At 63.9% G+C, this 17,856-nt stretch carries 16 protein-coding genes; 6 read left to right on the forward strand and 10 right to left on the reverse strand.

The window, feature by feature from the left end; all coding sequences use genetic code 11:
* Positions 1-90: 90 nt before the first annotated feature.
* The 5 genes from secA2 to CUREI_RS05800 all read left to right on the forward strand — a co-directional run bounded on the left by secA2 (position 91) and on the right by CUREI_RS05800 (position 4,913).
* Positions 91-2,382, forward strand: a complete 2,292-nt coding sequence (gene secA2 / locus CUREI_RS05780; protein ID WP_038611477.1) for an accessory Sec system translocase SecA2 — start codon at positions 91-93, stop codon at positions 2,380-2,382.
* 87 nt (positions 2,383-2,469) lie between these two features.
* Positions 2,470-2,895: an oxoglutarate dehydrogenase inhibitor Odhl gene (gene odhI / locus CUREI_RS05785; RefSeq protein ID WP_038611479.1), complete on the forward strand. Its 426-nt coding sequence runs from the start codon at positions 2,470-2,472 to the stop codon at positions 2,893-2,895.
* Positions 2,896-2,915: 20 nt separating this feature from the next.
* A complete protein-coding gene (gene ftsR / locus CUREI_RS05790; protein WP_038611481.1) occupies positions 2,916-3,680 on the forward strand; it encodes a transcriptional regulator FtsR in 765 nt (254 codons plus the stop codon).
* Complete coding sequence (locus CUREI_RS05795; protein WP_038611483.1) at positions 3,668-4,228, forward strand: bifunctional nuclease domain-containing protein; 561 nt, start codon at positions 3,668-3,670, stop codon at positions 4,226-4,228. Before ftsR ends, CUREI_RS05795 begins: the two co-directional genes overlap by 13 nt.
* 118 nt (positions 4,229-4,346) lie before the next feature.
* Positions 4,347-4,913, forward strand: a complete 567-nt coding sequence (locus tag CUREI_RS05800; protein ID WP_051952234.1) for a MerR family transcriptional regulator — start codon at positions 4,347-4,349, stop codon at positions 4,911-4,913.
* A gap of 69 nt (positions 4,914-4,982) precedes the next feature.
* Here the strand turns inward: CUREI_RS05800 and CUREI_RS05805 are convergent, their stop codons facing one another.
* Genes CUREI_RS05805 through gndA form a run of 6 tightly spaced genes read right to left on the reverse strand, consistent with a single transcriptional unit; the run spans position 4,983 to position 12,548 of the window.
* On the reverse strand, positions 4,983-6,386 hold the full coding sequence (locus CUREI_RS05805; RefSeq protein WP_038611486.1) for a hypothetical protein: 1,404 nt from the start codon (positions 6,384-6,386) through the stop codon (positions 4,983-4,985).
* Positions 6,387-6,434: 48 nt separating this feature from the next.
* Entirely contained in the window at positions 6,435-7,295 is an 861-nt protein-coding gene (locus tag CUREI_RS05810) for a hypothetical protein (protein WP_038611489.1), read from the reverse strand.
* The gene (locus CUREI_RS05815; protein WP_038611491.1) at positions 7,295-8,347 is read right to left on the reverse strand and encodes a hemolysin family protein; all 1,053 of its coding nucleotides are present in this window, start codon (positions 8,345-8,347) and stop codon (positions 7,295-7,297) included. The genes CUREI_RS05810 and CUREI_RS05815 overlap by 1 nt, the downstream gene beginning before the upstream one ends.
* Positions 8,344-9,714, reverse strand: a complete 1,371-nt coding sequence (locus CUREI_RS05820; RefSeq protein WP_038611494.1) for a hemolysin family protein — start codon at positions 9,712-9,714, stop codon at positions 8,344-8,346. The genes CUREI_RS05815 and CUREI_RS05820 overlap by 4 nt, the downstream gene beginning before the upstream one ends.
* Positions 9,715-9,731: 17 nt before the next feature.
* Positions 9,732-11,036: a DEAD/DEAH box helicase gene (locus CUREI_RS05825; RefSeq protein WP_038611497.1), complete on the reverse strand. Its 1,305-nt coding sequence runs from the start codon at positions 11,034-11,036 to the stop codon at positions 9,732-9,734.
* 42 nt (positions 11,037-11,078) lie between these two features.
* Complete coding sequence (gndA, locus tag CUREI_RS05830) at positions 11,079-12,548, reverse strand: NADP-dependent phosphogluconate dehydrogenase (protein ID WP_038611500.1); 1,470 nt, start codon at positions 12,546-12,548, stop codon at positions 11,079-11,081.
* 52 nt (positions 12,549-12,600) lie between these two features.
* Between gndA and CUREI_RS05835 the strand changes: the two genes are divergently transcribed.
* Entirely contained in the window at positions 12,601-13,050 is a 450-nt protein-coding gene (locus tag CUREI_RS05835) for a PaaI family thioesterase (protein WP_051952235.1), read from the forward strand.
* Here the strand turns inward: CUREI_RS05835 and CUREI_RS05840 are convergent.
* The 4 genes from CUREI_RS05840 to CUREI_RS05855 all read right to left on the reverse strand — a co-directional run bounded on the left by CUREI_RS05840 (position 13,047) and on the right by CUREI_RS05855 (position 17,564).
* Positions 13,047-14,117, reverse strand: a complete 1,071-nt coding sequence (locus CUREI_RS05840; protein WP_069202890.1) for a magnesium and cobalt transport protein CorA — start codon at positions 14,115-14,117, stop codon at positions 13,047-13,049. The two genes, CUREI_RS05835 and CUREI_RS05840, sit on opposite strands and share 4 nt — an antisense overlap.
* 225 nt (positions 14,118-14,342) lie before the next feature.
* A complete protein-coding gene (pflA, locus tag CUREI_RS05845) occupies positions 14,343-15,218 on the reverse strand; it encodes a pyruvate formate-lyase-activating protein (protein ID WP_038611505.1) in 876 nt (291 codons plus the stop codon).
* Between the two features lie 3 nt (positions 15,219-15,221).
* Positions 15,222-15,473, reverse strand: coding sequence for an autonomous glycyl radical cofactor GrcA2 (gene grcA2 / locus CUREI_RS12805; protein ID WP_038611508.1), 252 nt, complete (start codon positions 15,471-15,473; stop codon positions 15,222-15,224).
* Between the two features lie 39 nt (positions 15,474-15,512).
* Positions 15,513-17,564, reverse strand: coding sequence for a pyruvate formate lyase family protein (locus tag CUREI_RS05855; RefSeq protein WP_330217001.1), 2,052 nt, complete (start codon positions 17,562-17,564; stop codon positions 15,513-15,515).
* Positions 17,565-17,856: the final 292 nt, after the last annotated feature.

The raw sequence follows: 17,856 nt of genomic DNA on the forward strand, positions 1-17,856 counted from the left end.
GGCTGGGCGACGGGTGCGCCACGGGTACTTTCGGAGCTAGATTAATCGCCGCACCAACCGTTTGACACCTTGGCGTTATTCTTTCCACCTATGGGCAAGTTTGACTGGTTCTGGAAGGCCATGGGCTCCACCACGGAACGCAACAACAAGAAGTCAAAGGCGGTTGTGGCGAACGCCCACGGGCTCATCGACGAGCTTTCGCTTCTCGACGACGCTTCGCTCGCCGAGACCGTCCGGGCCACCGTGCGCGATGGTGCCGTGTCGGACGCGCCCCGGTTCCTCGCCGGGTTGTCGGTAGCGTCGCAGCGAACGCTTGGCATGACCCCGTTCGAGGTGCAGAACCAGGCGGTGCTGCGTTTGCTGGAGGGCGATGTAATCCAGATGGCCACGGGTGAGGGCAAAACACTCGTCGGCGCGATGGCCGCCACGGGGTTCGCGCTGCAGGGAAAGCGCGTGCACCTGATCACGGTGAACGATTACCTCGCCGCCCGAGATGCCGAATGGATGCGCCCGTTAGTGGAGTTTTTCGGTCTGCGTGTCGCGGCGGTGACCCAGACCTCCACCCGCGATGAGCGCGTAGCGGCCTACCGCGCCGACGTGGTGTACGCCCCCGTGACAGAGATCGGCTTCGACCACCTCAGGGACAACCAGATCACCTCCCGCGAAGACGCCGTGCAGGTGCCCGCCGACGTCGCGCTGGTGGACGAGGCCGACAGCGTGCTCGTCGACGAGGCGCTCGTGCCCCTCGTGCTCGCAGGGTCCGAGGGCTCTACGCAAGCAACCGGCCAGATCACCGAGGCGGTCTCGCATCTGGACGAAGGCCGGGACTACACCATCGACGCTGAGGGAAGGAACGCGTTTCTCACCGAGGACGGGGCGCGTCGGGTCGAGCGTTTGCTAGGCATCGATTCGTTGTACTCCGACGAGCACATCGGCTCGACCCTGGTGCGGGTGAACTTGGCGCTGCACGCCAAGGCGCTGCTGATTCGGGACGTGCACTACATCGTGAACGACGGCAAGGTCGCACTCGTCGACGCCTCCCGGGGCCGGGTGGCGGACCTACAGCGCTGGCCCGACGGGTTGCAGGCGGCCGTGGAGTCAAAGGAGGGGCTGGATGTTTCCGAGGGTGGCCGCATCCTGGATTCGATCACGCTACAGGCGCTGATGCGCCGTTACCCGCTGGTGTGCGGCATGACAGGTACCGCGGTGGAGGCGACCGACCAGCTGCGTTCCTTTTACGGGCTGCACGTCGCGGTGATCGACCGCGCTAAAGAGCTCAAGCGTTTCGACGAAGCGGACCGCATTTACGCCACGCTGGGGGAGAAGAACGAGGCGATCGTCGATGAGATTGCGCGCATTCACTCCACCGGGCAGCCCGTGCTGGTGGGAACCCACGACGTGGCGGAGTCCGAGGCGCTGGCCGATTCGTTGCGGGTGCGGGGGATCGCCGTGAACGTGCTGAACGCGAAAAACGACGCCGAGGAGGCGCGGATCATCGCCGAGGCCGGCGATATCGGGCGCGTGACCGTGTCCACCCAAATGGCGGGCCGCGGTACCGACATTCGGCTCGGGGGCGCTGATGAGCGCGACCATGATGAGGTGGCTGCCCGCGGCGGCCTCGCCGTGCTGGGCACCGCACGCCACCGCACCGCGCGCCTGGATAACCAGCTGCGCGGGCGTGCAGGCCGCCAGGGCGACCCGGGCTCGAGTGTGTTTTTCGTGTCGCTGGAAGACGACATCGTCACCACCGGCGGCGACGGCGAGCAGTTCACCGCCCGTCCAGAAGCAGACGGCCGCATCACCGGCAACCGCGCGCAAAGCTTCATCGAGCACTGCCAGCGCGTGACTGAAGGGCAGTTGCTGGAAATTCACTCCCAGACCTGGAAGTACAACAAGCTACTCGCCGACCACCGCGACATCGTGGACGAGCGTCGCGCCACCTTGCTAGACACCGACACCGCTTGGCGCGAGTTGGCCGAACGTTGCCCGCAGCGGGCTGTTGAACTGTCCGACCTGCCGGCGACGACGCTGGAGCAGGCGGCCCGGGACATCATGCTTTACCACCTCGACGCTGAGTGGTCCGAGTACCTAGCACTCATGGATGACGTGCGCGAATCCATTCATCTGCGCGCCATTGCCCGGGAAACGCCGATCGACGAATACCACCGCATCGCGTTGCGCGAGTTTAAGGAGCTGGCCAACCGCGCCGTGGAGGCGGCAGCGGAGACGTTCAACGAGGTGCGCATTGACGCAGATGGCGCGCACCTTGCGGCAGCGGGGTGGAAGCGCCCCAGTGCGACGTGGACGTACATGGTCTCCGACAACCCGCTTGCAGGTTCCGGCAACTCCATCATCTCCGGCATCGGCAACATTTTCCGCTAACCACCCTCCAGTCGCCACACCCGCTCCAAGGCCGAGCGCTATTATGGCGAGAGATCTCAACCACGACTCGAAAGTCAGGAGTTACCCATGAGCGAAAGCACGCCGCAGAACCAGGTCGAAACCACCTCGGTGTTCCGCGCTGACCTGCTCAAGGAAATGGAGTCCGGTGCCGCGTCCTCCGTGGATTCCGTCGCAGGAGCCGACCAGCTCGCGGAGGGGGAAGCTCTGCTCGTAGTCAAGCGCGGGCCAAATGCCGGTGCTCGTTTCCTGCTGGACCAGGATTCCACCACCGCCGGCCGCCACCCGGAGGCCGATATCTTCCTCGACGATGTGACTGTCTCTCGCCGCCACGCAGAGTTCCGCCGCAGCGAGGGCGGCTACGAGGTTGTGGACGTCGGATCGCTCAACGGCACCTACGTCAACCGCGAGCCGCGCAACTCCCAGGAGCTGACTGACGGGGACGAAATCCAGATTGGTAAATTCCGTCTCGTCTTCATCACCGCAGGCAACTAAGTAGAGGAAAGTTCGACCCAGTGAGCGCAATCCGTCAGACGGCTCCCGCTGCCAACGCCGCGAAGCCAGCGAAATCTGCCAAACCCGCCAAGACAATGTCCATCGGCGTGGTGCTTGAGCGTCTTCGCGCTGAGTTCCCGGACGTGACCGTCTCTAAGATCCGCTTCCTCGAGTCGGAGGGGCTGATCACCCCGCAGCGCACCGCCTCAGGCTACCGTCGCTTCACCGATGAGGACATCGAGCGCCTGCGCTACATTTTGGTCACGCAGCGCGACAACTACCTGCCGCTGAAGGTCATTCGCGAGCAGCTCGAGGCGATGGACTCCGGGCATGTCACCGCGATCCTGACCGCGGGTGAGTCCGAGCCCATGATCTCCCCGGAAAACTTCCGTGCACCGGCCGCGACGCAGCTGACCGACACGGACGTTGCGGAGCAGGCGCAGACGGATGCGCAGACTGTGGCGGAGTACATCAAGGTTGGCTTGATCACCCCCGATGTCGCCGGGCTGTTCACGGCGGACGACGTGCGTACCGTCACCACCGCGCTATCCCTGGCGGAATTCGGCTTTGACGCCCGCCACCTGAAAACGCTGCGTACAGCCGCGTCCCGGCAGGCCGACATGATCAACCAAGTGGCAGGTCCGGTGGCGAAGTCGGGCAAGGAAACTGCGAAGCAAAAGGCGGAGGAAATCGCCCAGCAGATGTCCGCGCTCGTGGTGTCCCTGCACGCGTCGTTGGTGAAGAACGAGCTGCGCGCGCAGTTGGGGAGCTCATGGAGGGCGTAACCCTCGTCGGAGTCTTTCCCGTCGGGCCAGAGGACTTCCTCTGCGCACTGCTTCAACGCCCCTCGAATGGACGGTGCATTCCCGTCTGGCTTCCGCCTATGGAAGGTGCCGAGCTGGCCGCCCGCCTGAGCGGCTGGGCGCCCCGCCGACCCCGGCCGGTGGACGCGATGGCCGAGCTGATCCGCACTTCGGTCGACGGGGCCGCGAGCCTCGAACTCTCCAGCTACGTTGACGGCACGTTCATGGCCACGCTCACGCTTGACAGCGGGGTGGAAATTGACCTCCGCTCCTCCGACGCCCTCCTGCTTGCCCACGAGCTTGATATGGAGTTAGCGGTGGATGACACAGTCGCTGCCCAGGCGGCTGTGTTCATCTCTGAGGACGACGCCAAGCGGTACCTGCAGGCGGACATCGAGGTGGAGGGATTCAACGGCCAGTCGGTTTCCGCTAGTGGGGACGCCCAGGCGGACGCGGATTTCGAGGCGCTGATGCGAAGCCTCGGCGTGGAGGATGCCGATCTGGGGGATGACAACCCCGAGGAGGAGTAAAACCCTCAAGTATTCCTTGAGGGTTTCGGCGTGTTGCGCCTGTGACTATTGACCGGCTACGTATGCTTGGCATTTAATAGCCCTTGGGCACACAGCAAACTTTCATGGGAGTAATTACATGAGCAACATCGAGGGAACCCGCGGCGGCCAGGTGGAAGCGGTCCAAGAATCGCTTTTCGACGTCGGGCCGTCCGACGAGGTGGGCTACCGTGTGCCCATCGCGTGCCAGGTCGCCGGCATTACCTACCGCCAGCTCGACTACTGGGCGCGCACCGGCCTGGTGCGCCCGTCCATCCGCGGCGCGAAGGGATCCGGTTCCCAGCGCCTGTACTCCTTCAAAGATATCTTGGTGCTTAAGATCGTGAAGGGCCTGTTGGACACCGGAATCTCGCTGCAGAACATCCGTCTCGCTGTGGACAAGCTGCGTGACCGCGGCGTCTCCGACATTGCTGAAATCACGCTGGTTTCCGACGGCGTGACCGTGTACGAGTGCCGCTCCAACGAGGAGATCATTGACCTCCTCGGGGGTGGCCAGGGTGTTTTCGGTATCGCCGTGCCGCAAATTATGAAGGAACTGACGGGCACGATCTCGGCCTTCCCCTCCGAGCGGATCATGTCGGAGGATGCCGACAACGTCATCGGGTTCGACGAACTGGCGGATCGCCGCCGGCGCAAGACCTCGTAAGCTGCCATTGCTCAAGCCCGGGCTGGGATTTCTCCCACCAGCCCGGGCTTTTGTCTTGACCGCTGTACGCTACAGCCCGGCGGCTCGATTCACCGCGCCGGCGATGTCATCCGCTTGTGCGGCGTCCACTGTTGCAGCTGCGACAGACGCGAGGGCCGCATCGGGCTCGCCGCCTCCGACGTGGACAACCGAGATCTGCACGTTATCCCCGCTCGCTTGGCGCACGTCGTCTGCGAACGCGTCATCGTCGTCTGCATCGGCGGTACCGGTGGTTACCACCACAACCCGGACCGGAGTGTCCCAGCTGCCGTAAGTGTCTGCGGCGGCTGTTACTGCCTCACGGGTCTGGGGCGAGCCTCCTGTGAGGAAGCGACGAACCGCTACCGCCACCGACTCTGCGTCGGGGGAGACCGTGATGTTTCGGCGGTAGCCCACCGCAACCCCAGGATTCAGTGGCGATGAATAGTTCCAGAGACCAACCTGCTTGTCTTGCTCTCCGAGCTCGAGTGCCGCGCTCGCGATTGCGTCTTTCGCGGACTGGATGTACGGGGCCATGGCATCAGATGTGTCCAACAGGAACAGCGTGTTCTCCGGGCTGAGAGCGCCGCTTTTTGCCGCGGCATCTTCTCGCTTCGTGTCGGCGGTAAGCGCCTCCCCGCCGGAAGGCAGCGCTGCGGCCCAGACAAGGTCGGGGATGACTGGCTGGTCCTTCGCGGAGCCATTGAACGCGTCGGCCGCGAAGCGCGCGAAGTCTTGACCCGCGCGGGCCTGATCCTCATCCACGCTGTCGTTCTGGTTTAGCGGAAAGGCGACGTAGACGGCGTCTGCACCCACCGGCGTGAACGTAAGGCCATCCGGTACCTCGTGCCCTCCGGTGGCGACGAACTGACCGCTACCAGTATCAACATCGGCGGCGCTGTCGACCCGTTGGTCCGTCAGTGCCTGCACGGCGTCGTTATCGTTGCCCGCCACCTGGGCTGCCACGAGAGCGGAGGCTACCGGGTCATCGCCGACTGGAAACCGCACCTTATCCACAGTGAGATTCTCGAGCGCCACCTTGTCGTTACCAGCTACACCGACCGCTTGGCTGTACACAGCCTGCGGGTCGGACACAGCCTGGGTACGGCCGGCGTTGTCGAGCACCTGTCGGGTGACGCCGGTGTCCGGGGCGATGTAGACGGCAGCGCCTGCAACCTCATCCACGAGTTGCGGCTGGACGCAGAAGTCTCGGACGACGGGGTTGGTGTCACCGTAGGCGTCGATAAGCGACTGTCCCGCCACTTTGTCAACGGTTGCAACGGGAAGTGCGAGATCGCCCGCAACACAGTCGCGCTGCTCAGCCTCGACGTCCCCATCGCCGCGGCTGGTCAACCACCACACGACACCGGCGACTACGAGCGCGAGCGCAACGAGCACTGCGATGGCACCTCCCGACAGCGCGTAAGTGTTCTTACCGTTTGCGTGCTTTGCCATCGGGTCTGCCGCCTTTTCAATCGATCGAGTGAAAGCCTGGTGGAGAGTCTAGCCGTGCCACGCAGCGTCAATGACCGCGACAAGCCGTCGGCGAAGCGGCTGCGCACGACGCGTGAGTTCCCGTTGGCGGGCCACGTATTGCGCCTTGCCCTCGGGGGTTTCCACAGCCACTACGTCGAAGCCGAGTTCGCGGCAGTCGTACGGGGACGCCTCCATATCAAGCTTCCGCGCATCCGCGGCGAGCTCGAAGCAGTCCATCAGCAGCTCACCAGGCACGAGCGGGCCGAGCTTGAGCGCCCATTTGTACAGGTCCATGCTCACATGGACGCAGCCGGCTTGGTCGCTGCGCGCCTGGCCATCGCGCGTAAGCACCGTCAGGTTGAGCGGGCGCGCGGTCGGGGTGAAAAAGCGGAACGCGTCGAAGTGTGAGCACTTGATCGTGTGCGATTCCACCACCGCGTTCGTGCCTTCGGCGCCGAGGCGCAGCGGGAGGCTGTGGCGCGGGGAATCCGTGCGGTAGACCATGGCCCACTCGTGCATGCCGAAGCAGTCGAAGTGGGCATCCCGCTTCTCGACGGACCGAAGGATCGCCGCCGCCTCTTCCGCATCGCCTCGACGGTGGGCGAGGAAGCTTCGAGGGTCTACCTCGACAGTGCCGTTACCGTCGACGGTGTAATCGCGCCACTGCGCGTGCGGAAGCTCAGCTGCGTCTGCAAGCGCGACCCCCACCCCTGGGTGCCAGCGCTTCAAATGCGATGGCCGCAGGGGGTAGTAGTCGAAGAGAGAATCCCACACGGGGTGATACTCGCCCCGGGCTCGACGCGCCACGCGGGGGCCGGTCCAGTATTCGGCGCGGGCTTCGTGCGCAGCGATGCGGGGCAGGTACTCATCGGGGGCGAGTACCTGCATTAATCCGCCTCGTGCGTCCAGTCGGAGACGGTGCCGACGTATTCCTCAATCAGGTCTTCGAGCGCGACGACGCCCACCAGCCGGCCATTGTCGTGGACCTCAGCCATGTGCGCTGAGCGACGGTGCAGCTGGGCGAGGGCATCGTCCATGGACTGCGTGGCCTCGATTGTGGTCAGGGGACGAATCCGTTTAAGGGAGACCCGGGGATCGCCCTGCGGGTGCTCCATGAGATCCAGAATGTCTTTGACGTGAACATATCCGGCGAGGGAGCTCGCGTCGATGCGCACAGGGAAACGCGAATACCCCGTTTCCTGCACCGCCTCCTCGATCACGGACAAGCGGATGCCGCGGGGATCGTACGGGATGGTTTTCAACCCGGCGAGCGGAATCATCGCTTCCCTCAACTGGCGCGATTCCTGGCGCAACGCTTTGGCAAGACGCACCGTCTCCTCCGCGTCCAGCAGACCTTCCTCGCGCGACTCCTGGATCATGCTGGCCAGCTGCTCCTGGTCCACGGTGGACTCCAACTCGTCGCGCTGCTCAATGCCGAACAGCAGCAGCGTCTTGCGCGCAACCCAGTTCAGCAGCTCAATGACGGGGCGGGTGAGCTTCATCCACACGGTCATCGCGGGAGTCAGCCACATCGCCATCTGCTCTGGGCCCGCGATGGCAAGATTCTTCGGCACCATTTCTCCGAACAGGATGTGCAGGAACGAGATGATCAACAACGCGATGACGAAGGAAACGGGGTGCAGAAGCCCCGGAGGCAGCCCGAGCGACTCGAACGGCGCTTCGATGTAGGCAGCGATGGCGGGCTCCGCCACCTTGCCCAGCACCAGCGACGCGATTGTGATGCCGAACTGTGCGCCCGCGAGGTAGATGGAGAGGTGCTCCGTCGCGTACAACACCCCCTCCGCTTTGGTCTTGCCCTGGGCCAGCAGCGATTCCAAGCGGTCTCTGCGCGAGGAGACGAGCGCGAACTCGACAGCGACGAAAAACGCGTTCACCGCCAACAGGGCGACGATGAGAAGCGCGGCTAACCAGATACTCACTGCGCCTCCTCCTCAGGGACCGGCCGCAACATGGCCCGGTCAATGCGGCGGCCGTCCATCTCGGTGACCTGGGCGAGCCAGCTCCCGGCGCCGGCGGATTGGAATTCTTCCTGCAGGCTCCCCGTGGCGCCGCGGAGGGTAACTTCGTCACCCAGTTCCGGGATCCGCCCGAGCGTGCCCATGATGAGGCCGCCGAGCGTTTCGTACGGGCCGTCAGCGGCTGCGAAACCGGTGCGTTCCTCAAGCTCGTCAAGACGCACAAGCCCCGCAACCTCCCACGACGTGCCAAATCGGGTGAAGTCCTTCTCGCTCTCGCGGTCGTCGTACTCGTCATAGACCTCGCCGAGGATTTCTTCAACTAGGTCCTCGATAGTGACCAGTCCCTGCGTCCCGCCGTACTCGTCAGCCACCAGCACGACCTGGGAACCCGCGGAACGCACGCGGTTAAGTACCGAGTCTCCGTCGAGCGTGCCCGGCACGAACGGCACCTGGCGGGCGAGGGCGCCGAGCTCGGTGGTCTGGCGGTCCTCGTGCGGCACGGAAAACGCGTCCTTGATGTGAACAACCCCGAGAGTGTCGTCCAAATCCCCGCGGCGCACCGGAAAGCGCGAGTGCCCCGTCTCACGCGCGAGGGAGATCAGATCCGCAACCGTGTCCTCTGCGTCCAGCGAGTCGATGGTGGAACGCGGCGTCATCACCTCCTCTGCGGTGGTCTCCCCGAAGCGGAGGGAGCGGTCGATCACCGCTGCCGTGGCGGCGTCGAGGCCACCGGCTTCAGCGGAGCTGCGCACCATCGCGCCCAGCTCCTGGGAGGAGCGTGCGGACGCCAGCTCGTCCGCAGGCTCAATGCCCATTTTGCGCACAACCCAGTTAGCCGAGGAGTTGAGGAAGTTGATAAACGGCTTGGCCACGGTGTTGAAGTAGTGGACGGGCCGAACGACTGCCCGCGCCGTCTTCAGCGGATCCGTGATAGCCACGTTTTTCGGCACGAGCTCACCGAACACCATGGACAAAAACGTCGCCACAACAAGCGCCAAGATGAGGGCCACGGTGGATGACGCGCTGGCCGGCAGCCCGACAACCTCCAGCAGGGGAGTGAAAAACTTGCCCAGCACGGGCTCGGCGAGGAAGCCGGCGGCAAGTGTGGTCAACGTGATGCCCAGCTGTGCGCCGGAGAGCACGAACGAGAGGTTGGCGTGGTCTCGAGCCACCGCGCGGGCGGTGCTGTCGCCTGTGTCGCGCACATGTGCGTCAATGGTGGAGCGCTCCATGCCGGTCATGGAGAACTCGATGGCCACAAACAGCCCTGTTGAGGCAGTGAGCACCACGAACGCCAGCAAGGCGAGAATGGAAAGCAGTAGGTCCATGAGCGATGGTCTGTGCCTTAGCGGCCGTTACTCCTTCGGCTTCGGTCTGAGCGGCGGGCTCGATTAGTGCCGCGGCTGCGGTTGCCGCCCGCCTTGCGGTTGCCGGAACCCGTGGCCCGCTTCGGCTGCCGCGACTGGCCCGGCGGGGGGAGCGGCGCGCCTTCCGGCTGACGTGCACCGGTGATTGTAACCAAGGACTCCGACAAAGGAGTTACCTTGACCTCCGGGGCGTCCACCCCTGCCTTGCGCAGCAGCTGCGAGACCTCCTTGGATTGGTCGTCCATCACCAGCGTCACCACGGTGCCGGACGTCCCAGCACGGGCGGTGCGGCCGGCGCGGTGCAGGTACGCCTTGTGCTCGGCGGGCGGATCCACGTGGACGACAAGTGAAACGTCGTCGACGTCGATGCCGCGCGCTGCGATGTCGGTGGCCACGAGCACCGGGGTTTCCCCGGAGGCAAACCCCTCGAGCGCTCGGGTGCGCGCACCCTGGCCTTTATCACCGTGCAGGCCTTGGGCGTGGATGCCCGCGCGTCGCAGCTTCTTCACCTGCCGGTCCACGCCGTGCTTGGTGCGCATGAACATGATGGTCTTGCCCTCGCGCGCGGCAATCTGCATCGCGATGTCGTTGCGCTCCTCGCGCCCGCCGACCATGAGGCGGTAGTGGTCCATCGTGTCCACCGCAGCCTCCACCGGGGCGGTGGAGTGCGTGACGGGATCGTGCATGTAACGGCCGATGAGCTTTTCCACGTCGCCGTCCAAGGTCGCGGAAAACAGAAGGCGCTGGCCGTCCTTGGGCGTGCGGTCCAGCAGTTTGCGAACCTGCGGCAGAAAACCCATGTCTGCCATCTGGTCCGCCTCGTCCAGCGCGGTCATCTCTACCGAATCCAGCGACAGCTTCTTTTGGTTGATCAGGTCCTCTGCGCGTCCAGGGGTGGCTACCAGCAGATCGACCGGAGACGCGAGCGCGCGGATGTGGTGGTTAATGTTCACCCCGCCCACAACGTCGAGCACACGCAATCCGAGCGCGGCCGCTGGCTCATCCAGGCGTTCGCGTATCTGTGTCGCCAGCTCACGCGTCGGCGCCAGTACCAGTGCGCGTGGGTGGCCGGGCTTGCTCGGGGCGCCCTCGAGGCGCGCCAAAATGGGGAGCCCAAACGTGAAGGTCTTGCCGGAGCCTGTGGGCCCGCGTCCGAGGACGTCTTTACCCGCCAGCGCGTCCGGGATCGCTGCCTCCTGGATGGGGAAGGGCTCCGTGATGCCCTGCTTGTTCAGGACGTTGACGATGCCGCGGGGCAAACCGAGGTCAGCGAAAGTAGTCATTTGGTGCAGTTTACGCGTTGACGCGCGAGGGGAGTAGCCAAGCTAATAACTCAGCTCCTCGCGCTCGCCGGACCACGTAGTGTGGAACGTTCCTTCCATGTCGACGCGCCGGTAGGTGTGCGCGCCGAAGAAATCGCGCTGGCCCTGAATCAAGGCGGCCGGTAGACGCGTGGCGCGCAGCGAGTCGTAGTAGGACAACGACGACGCAAACACCGGCACCGGCAGACCTAGCTGTGTCGCAGTGACGACGACCCGGCGCCACGAATCCACCAGCCCCTTTTCCAGCTCGCCCTTGAAGTACGGGTCCAAGAGCAGGGAGGGCAGTTGCGGATCGTTCTCGTACGCCTCCGTGATTCGGTCCAGGAACTTCGCCCGTATGATACAGCCGCCGCGCCAAATACGCGCTAAATCGCCCGGCTTGATGTCCCAGCTGTGCTCCTGCGAGCCAGCGTTGATCTCGTCGAATCCCTGGGCGTAGGCGACGAGCTTGGAGGCGTAGAGGGCGCGGCGAACGTCTTCAATGAACGACTGCTTATCGACGCCTACGGTCTCCAACGTCTCAGTCTCACCCGCGGGCAGACCAATCTCCTGCGCGGCCTCACGCTGCGCTAGGGCAGAGGACAGTGCGCGGGCGAAGACTGCCTCGCCAATGCCGGTGGTGGGCACACCGAGGTCGAGAGCTTCCTTCACCGTCCAACGGCCGGTGCCTTTCTGCCCGGCGGCGTCGACGATGACGTCGATGAACGGCTTCCCGGTTTTCGCGTCCTCCTGGCGCAGCACCTCGGCAGTGATCTCGATGAGGTAAGAATCCAGGTCGCCCTTGTTCCACTCGGTGAAGATGTCGGCGATCTCCGACGGTTCCAGGCCCGCCGCGTAGCGCAGGAGGTGGTAGGCCTCGCCGATGACCTGCATGTCGGCGTACTCGATGCCGTTATGCACCATCTTGACAAAGTGGCCCGCGCCGTCCGGTCCGATGTGGGTGACGCACGGCGTGCCGTCGACCTTCGCCGAAATGTCTTCCAGCAGCGGGCCCAGCGTCTCCCAGGATTCCGCCGGGCCGCCGGGCATGATCGACGGGCCGCGAAGCGCGCCCTCCTCGCCGCCCGAGATGCCCGCGCCCACGAAGTGGCGGCCCGTCGCGGCGACCTCTCGTTCACGGCGGATGGTGTCGGTAAAGAGGGAGTTGCCGCCGTCGATGATGATGTCGCCCTCGTCCATGGCCTCAACAAGCTGCGAGATCACGGCGTCGGTCGCTGCGCCAGCCTGAACCATGATCACTGCCTTGCGGGGGCGCTCCAAGGACGCGACGAACTCCTCGATCGTTTCCGCGGGGAGGAACGTCCCTTCGTGGCCGAACTCCTCCGCGACCGCGCGTGTTTTTTCGGGCGAGCGGTTGTAAATCGCCACGGTATGGCCTTTGGAGGCGAAGTTGCGGGCCAAGTTGGAACCCATCACCGCCATGCCGACGACACCGATTTGAGCAAGCTGGTCACCATTGCGTTCTGCAGTCATAGGGCGGATTCTACGCGGGGTACTTCAGCTGGCGCCCGTATCATCGGCGGGCATGAATCTGGAGAAGCAATCGCGTCTGTACCGCGAGGTCATCGAAGCGCCGCTGAGCGAAGAAGAACTCGCGTTCGTGAACTCGACCGCGTTCGATTTCGCCCAAACCCTCGGCTTACAACTGACGTTCTGCGCGCAGGATCGTCTCGAAGGCGAGCTTGCGGTGGATCAGCGCCACCTGCAACCCACCGGCATCGCCAACGGCGGCTTGTACTGTGTCATCGGCGAAACACTCGCGTCAATTGGGGCAGTCGCCGCGTGCGCCAAACCCGCGGTGGGCATGAGCAACTACACCGACCTCCTAGGCAGCGTCCGGGAAGGGGAGACGATCCGCGCGGTGGCCCGGCCGGTGCACGTCGGCAAGCGCACGCACCTGTGGCGTGTCGAGATGCGCTCCGGCGACAAGCTTGTCGCCGTGACCAACCTCAAGCTGATGGTGCTTGACAGCTAGAGCCAGTGGTTCTTCCGGAACCACCACCACATTGCAGAGATGGCGGCAAGCATGACTAACAACGCCGCCGGGTAACCGTAGCGCCACCCCAGCTCGGGCATGTTTTCAAAGTTCATTCCGTAGATGCCCGCCACCAGCGTGGGCACAGCGGCCATTCCGACGACGGCGGATATGGTGCGCATGTCGGAGTTTTGCTGCATGGTCACCTTGGCCACGGAGGCGTCGAGCAGCGAGGTCAGGCGCTCGTCGAAGCCCGAGAGGCGGTCACTCACGATCGTGGCGTTGTCCTGCACATCCCGGAAGTAGGTGCGCAGCGCCTTGCGTAACACGTCCTTGTTGTTGTTCAACCCGTTGCGCAGCGCCGGTGCGAGCGGATCGATGGCGTGGCGCATCTCCAAGATCTCGCGCTTGTAGGTGTAGATCTTGTCGATGTTGATGGTGCGGCGCGGCGTGAAGACCTCGTTTTCCAGATCGTCCACGTCGTCTTCGAGCAAGTCAGTGACCTTCAGGTAGTTGTCCACCAGGTAGTCCGACACCGCCCAAGCCACGGCAGTGGGGCCGAGCACCGCGAGTTCTTCCTCGTCCTCCAATTTGGCTGTCAGATCCGGCAACCGGGCCCCGTGGCGAATGGTGATGGCGAACTTCTCGCCGACAATCATTTGCACCTCGCCGGTGGAAATGATCTCGCGGGCGTCCGCGACTTCCTCGTCGTCCCGGTACGAAACGGAGCGGACGACCATGAACAGCTGCTCGTCATGGCGTTCAATCTTCGGCCGCTGGTGTGCGTCCACCACGTCGTCGACCACCAGATCCTCGATGTCGAAGATTTCCGCGACCCGTTCCATTTGCGCGGTGGAGGGCTCTTTCAGGCTCAACCACACGAACGCGTTCTCGTAGCGCTCCACCACCTCAAGCGCGTGCCCCATGCGGACGTTCCCAGGCTGACGTTTACCGTCCACAAACACGCGGCAGAAATCAATCTGTCGCTCAAGGGGGACCGGAATAGAGCCGGTGGGAGGCTGCACCTTCTTTGGTCGCTGACCCGGCATCGGAATTCGCGGCGGCATAGTTGCAAGCCCCCTTTCACTCATGCGAGGGCCCCAGCGGTGCGGCGGCGCGTTCAAGCAGTTTGCAACACTGCACTGTCGCTGGGGTCCTGTGCGGCGGAGAGCGCACCCGGGGGCACGCTGAACAACTCAGGTGATATTACGCTCTGTCGGCTGGTTGTCGAACCGGGGTGTGGGGCGGGACAGCCCCGAAACCCGGGGCCTGCAACACCGCCTCAACACCGCCTAAAACACCGTCAGGCCGCGACTGCGGAAAATCTCACGGGCGTGCTCCACAGATTCAGCACTCGGGGGAGCGACGTCCTTGAGCTCGTAATCCAGCCCGATCTTGTCCCACTTGTCGGCTCCCATGTTGTGGAAGGGCAGCACCTCAACGCGTTCCACGGTGCCCTTCCACCTGGCGACGATGTCGGCGACGTTCTGGATGTTGTCCTCGCTGTCAGTGAGACCGGGCACGAGCACGAAGCGGATCCACACGGCCTTGCCTTTCGCGTGCAGGCGATCACCGAAGTCGATGGTCGGCTGCAGTTGACGGGCGGTGACGTGCTCGTAGGTTTCTGCGTCGCCGGATTTGACATCCAAAAGAAACAGGTCGATGTTGTCCAGGTCCTCGTCCGTGAGGCGGGCGCCGAGGAACCCGGAGGTGTCCACTGTGGTGTGCACACCTGCGTCGTGCACCGCTTTAAGGAGCCGCCGGGTAAACGCGATCTGGAACAGCGGCTCGCCGCCGGAGAGTGTGAGCCCCCCGCCGGAGGCGCGGAATACCTGTTTGTAACGCAGCACGCGGCGCACAACGTCGTCAATGCGCTCAAGCGTGCCTTCTTTCATTTCCATCGTGTCCGGATTGTGGCAGAACTTGCACCGCAGCGGGCAACCGGAAAGAAAGACGGTCATCCGGGTGCCGGGGCCGTCGACAGCCGTCACCAGCTCCCAGGAGTGGATAAGGCCGATCTCGCCGGTGCGGCGGGCCTCGAACAACTCAGGCCGGGTGATTTCTAGGTCGTCGGTGGACAGTCCGCCTAAACCGGCGGCGACGCCGCGCACGCGCTCGCCTTGCTCAGGCGAGAGCGTGACGACGCCGCTCGTTCCGTCTTGGGCCATCGACTACGCACCCTGGTGGAAGGTACGGGAAATGACGTCGCGCTGCTGCTCCTTTGTCAGCTTGACAAAGTTCACGGCGTAGCCGGAGACGCGGACAGTCAGGTTCGGGTAGTTTTCCGGGTGCTCCATCGCGTCCTCGAGGGTGGACTCATCCAGGACGTTGATGTTGGCGTGGTAAAGGCCCGATTCCATGTTGTGCGCTGACCGGGATGCCTTCATAGAGGCGAGGCGCTCGTCAAAAGTGGGGGTGGACATTGTGGTGACTCCTTCGAATCGGTTGTGGGTGGGGGTGGGTTAGGCGGGGTGGACCGCCACGTCGGCGTTGTCCATGATGAAGCCGGCGTCGAGCACACCGACCAAGTTGGTGACCTGCTCTTCCTTATTGCGGCCCAAGCCGGACGGCGTGATCGTGTTGGTCAGCGAAATGCCGTCCAGCGCGTCGTTGTAGTCGAGCTTGCCCACGGACAGCATCGAGGCGACCATGCCGTGGTTGTCGGCGCCGTTTTCCGGGTTCGCGCCTGGCGCGAATGGGGTGCCTGCCTTGTGGCCCGAGGGGAAGGAACCGGTGGCTTTTCCGTAGACCACGTTCGAGGTGATAGTCAGCACCGATTGAGTTGGGATGGCGTCGCGGTAGAGCGGGATCGCCTTGATCTTCTGCATCACCGTGTGCACCACCGTCGCCGCGATGTCGTCCGCGCGGTCGTCGTCGTTGCCGTACACCGGGAACTCGCCCTCGGTGACGTAATCGACGATCAAGCCGGTTTCGTCGCGCACCGGCGTGACCTTCGCGTACTTAATGGCGGACAACGAGTCGGCCACGATGGACAGGCCTGCGATGCCGCAGCCCATGGTGCGGACGATGTCGGAATCGTGCAGCGCCATCTCGATGGACTCGTAGGCGTAGCGGTCGTGGCAGTAGTGGATGATGTTCAGGGCTTCAACGTAGGTGCCGATGACCCAGTCGAGCATTTCTTCGTACTTCTGCCAGACTTCGTCGAAGTCGAGCGGGCCGTCGCCCTCGATGGGGGTGTGGTCGCCGTCGGTGATCTGCTTGCCGCTGACTTCATCGCGGCCGCCGTTCATGGCGTAGAGCAGCGCCTTTGCCGCGTTCACACGTGCGCCGAAGAACTGCATCTGCTTGCCCACCTGCATGGGGGACACGCAGCACGCGATCGCGGCATCGTCGCCCCACTTATCGCGGATCTGCCTGTCGGACTCGTATTGCAGCGACGACGTCTCAATGGAGATCGCCGCGCAGAACTCCTTGTATCCCGCGGGAAGGGAAGGATCCCAGAAGATGGTGATGTTGGGCTCCGGCGCAGGCCCGAGGTTGCGCAGCGTCTGCAGCAAACGGAACGCTGTCTTGGTCACCTGGTGGCGGCCGTCGGACGAAAAGCCCGCGTCGGTCCAGGTGGCCCAGTAGGGGTCGCCGGAGAAGATCTGGTCGTAGTCCTCAGTGCGGAGGAAGCGCACGATGCGCAGCTTGATCACCAGCGCATCGATGATCTCTTGGGCTTCAACCTCGGTGAGTGTGCCGTTGGCCAGATCGCGCTCAAAGTACACGTCCAAGAAAGGGGAGAGGCGTCCGATGGACATTGCGGCACCGTCTTGGCTCTTGACGGACGCGAGGTAGCCGAAGTAGGTCCACTGCACCGCTTCTTTCGCGTTCGTGGCCGGCCCAGAGATGTCGAAGCCGTATCCGGCAGCCATCTTCTTCAGCTTCTTCAGCGCCTTAATCTGCTCGGCGTGCTCTTCGCGGTAGCGGGCCCAGTGCTCCGAGAACCCTTGCTCCAACGACGCGTCCTTGGCATGCTGCTTTTCCTCGATGAGGAAGTCCACACCGTACAGGGCGACCCGGCGGTAGTCGCCGATGATGCGGCCGCGGCCATAGGCGTCTGGCAAACCCGTCACGATGTGCGACGAGCGGGCAGCACGAATGCGCGGGGTGTAGATGTCAAAGACGGCGTCGTTGTGCGTCTTCCGGTATTCGGTGAAGATCTTCTTCACCTCCGGGTTCACCTCTTTGCCGGCTTCCTTGATGGCTTGCTCAACCATGCGCCAGCCGCCGTTCGGCATCATGGCGCGTTTGGTCGGGGTGTCCGTCTGCAAACCCACGATGACGTCGTCGTCCTCGGAGATGTACCCCGGCTCGAACGCGTCGATGTCGGCGGGGGTTTCGGTGTCGACGTCGTAGACGCGGCGGTCGCGTTCGACGGCGAGGTAGTTCTTATCCAAGTGGTCCCAGAGGCGAAGCGTTTTGTCGGTTGCACCCTCTAGGAACGATGCATCCCCGTCGTAAGGGGCGTAGTTGCGCTGGACGAAATCGCGGACGTCGATGCGTTCCATCCACGGTCCCGGCGCGAAGCCGTCCCATGCGCGGTTTTCAAGTTGCGGCTCTGTAGAAACAGTCACAGTTGCACAGTCCTTCTTCAGTGAAACGATAAGGAACTCTGGCGGCTGCGCTTGCCCAATCTCATGCCCATGTACTTTCAAAGCGCTTGCCGCTCACCACTCAGTGTAGGCCGTTGTTAGCTTTAATAGGTAGTACGATTGGAGTGATTTGCGGCACGTTTGCGCAGAGAAAAATCCCCGGTACCAGTCTCGGTTGCGCCTGGTACCGGGGAGCCTGAGGGGCGTG

Origin of the sequence: Corynebacterium ureicelerivorans (assembly GCF_000747315.1) — a bacterium.
Taxonomy (GTDB): Bacteria; Actinomycetota; Actinomycetes; order Mycobacteriales; family Mycobacteriaceae; genus Corynebacterium; species Corynebacterium mucifaciens.

Bases quoted from the DNA above. Each gene is read 5' to 3' on its own strand.
- CUREI_RS05820 (WP_038611494.1), bottom strand. From the start codon at position 9,714: ATGGACCTACTGCTTTCCATTCTCGCCTTGCTGGCGTTCGTGGTGCTC.
- odhI (WP_038611479.1), top strand. From the start codon at position 2,470: ATGAGCGAAAGCACGCCGCAGAACCAGGTCGAAACCACCTCGGTGTTC.
- CUREI_RS05855 (WP_330217001.1), bottom strand. From the start codon at position 17,564: ATGGAACGCATCGACGTCCGCGATTTCGTCCAGCGCAACTACGCCCCT.
- CUREI_RS05795 (WP_038611483.1), top strand. From the start codon at position 3,668: ATGGAGGGCGTAACCCTCGTCGGAGTCTTTCCCGTCGGGCCAGAGGAC.
- pflA (WP_038611505.1), bottom strand. From the start codon at position 15,218: ATGGCCCAAGACGGAACGAGCGGCGTCGTCACGCTCTCGCCTGAGCAA.
- CUREI_RS05800 (WP_051952234.1), top strand. From the start codon at position 4,347: ATGAGCAACATCGAGGGAACCCGCGGCGGCCAGGTGGAAGCGGTCCAA.
- CUREI_RS05840 (WP_069202890.1), bottom strand. From the start codon at position 14,117: ATGCCGCCGCGAATTCCGATGCCGGGTCAGCGACCAAAGAAGGTGCAG.
- CUREI_RS05825 (WP_038611497.1), bottom strand. From the start codon at position 11,036: ATGACTACTTTCGCTGACCTCGGTTTGCCCCGCGGCATCGTCAACGTC.
- gndA (WP_038611500.1), bottom strand. From the start codon at position 12,548: ATGACTGCAGAACGCAATGGTGACCAGCTTGCTCAAATCGGTGTCGTC.
- secA2 (WP_038611477.1), top strand. From the start codon at position 91: ATGGGCAAGTTTGACTGGTTCTGGAAGGCCATGGGCTCCACCACGGAA.
- grcA2 (WP_038611508.1), bottom strand. From the start codon at position 15,473: ATGTCCACCCCCACTTTTGACGAGCGCCTCGCCTCTATGAAGGCATCC.
- CUREI_RS05810 (WP_038611489.1), bottom strand. From the start codon at position 7,295: ATGCAGGTACTCGCCCCCGATGAGTACCTGCCCCGCATCGCTGCGCAC.
- CUREI_RS05805 (WP_038611486.1), bottom strand. From the start codon at position 6,386: ATGGCAAAGCACGCAAACGGTAAGAACACTTACGCGCTGTCGGGAGGT.
- CUREI_RS05835 (WP_051952235.1), top strand. From the start codon at position 12,601: ATGAATCTGGAGAAGCAATCGCGTCTGTACCGCGAGGTCATCGAAGCG.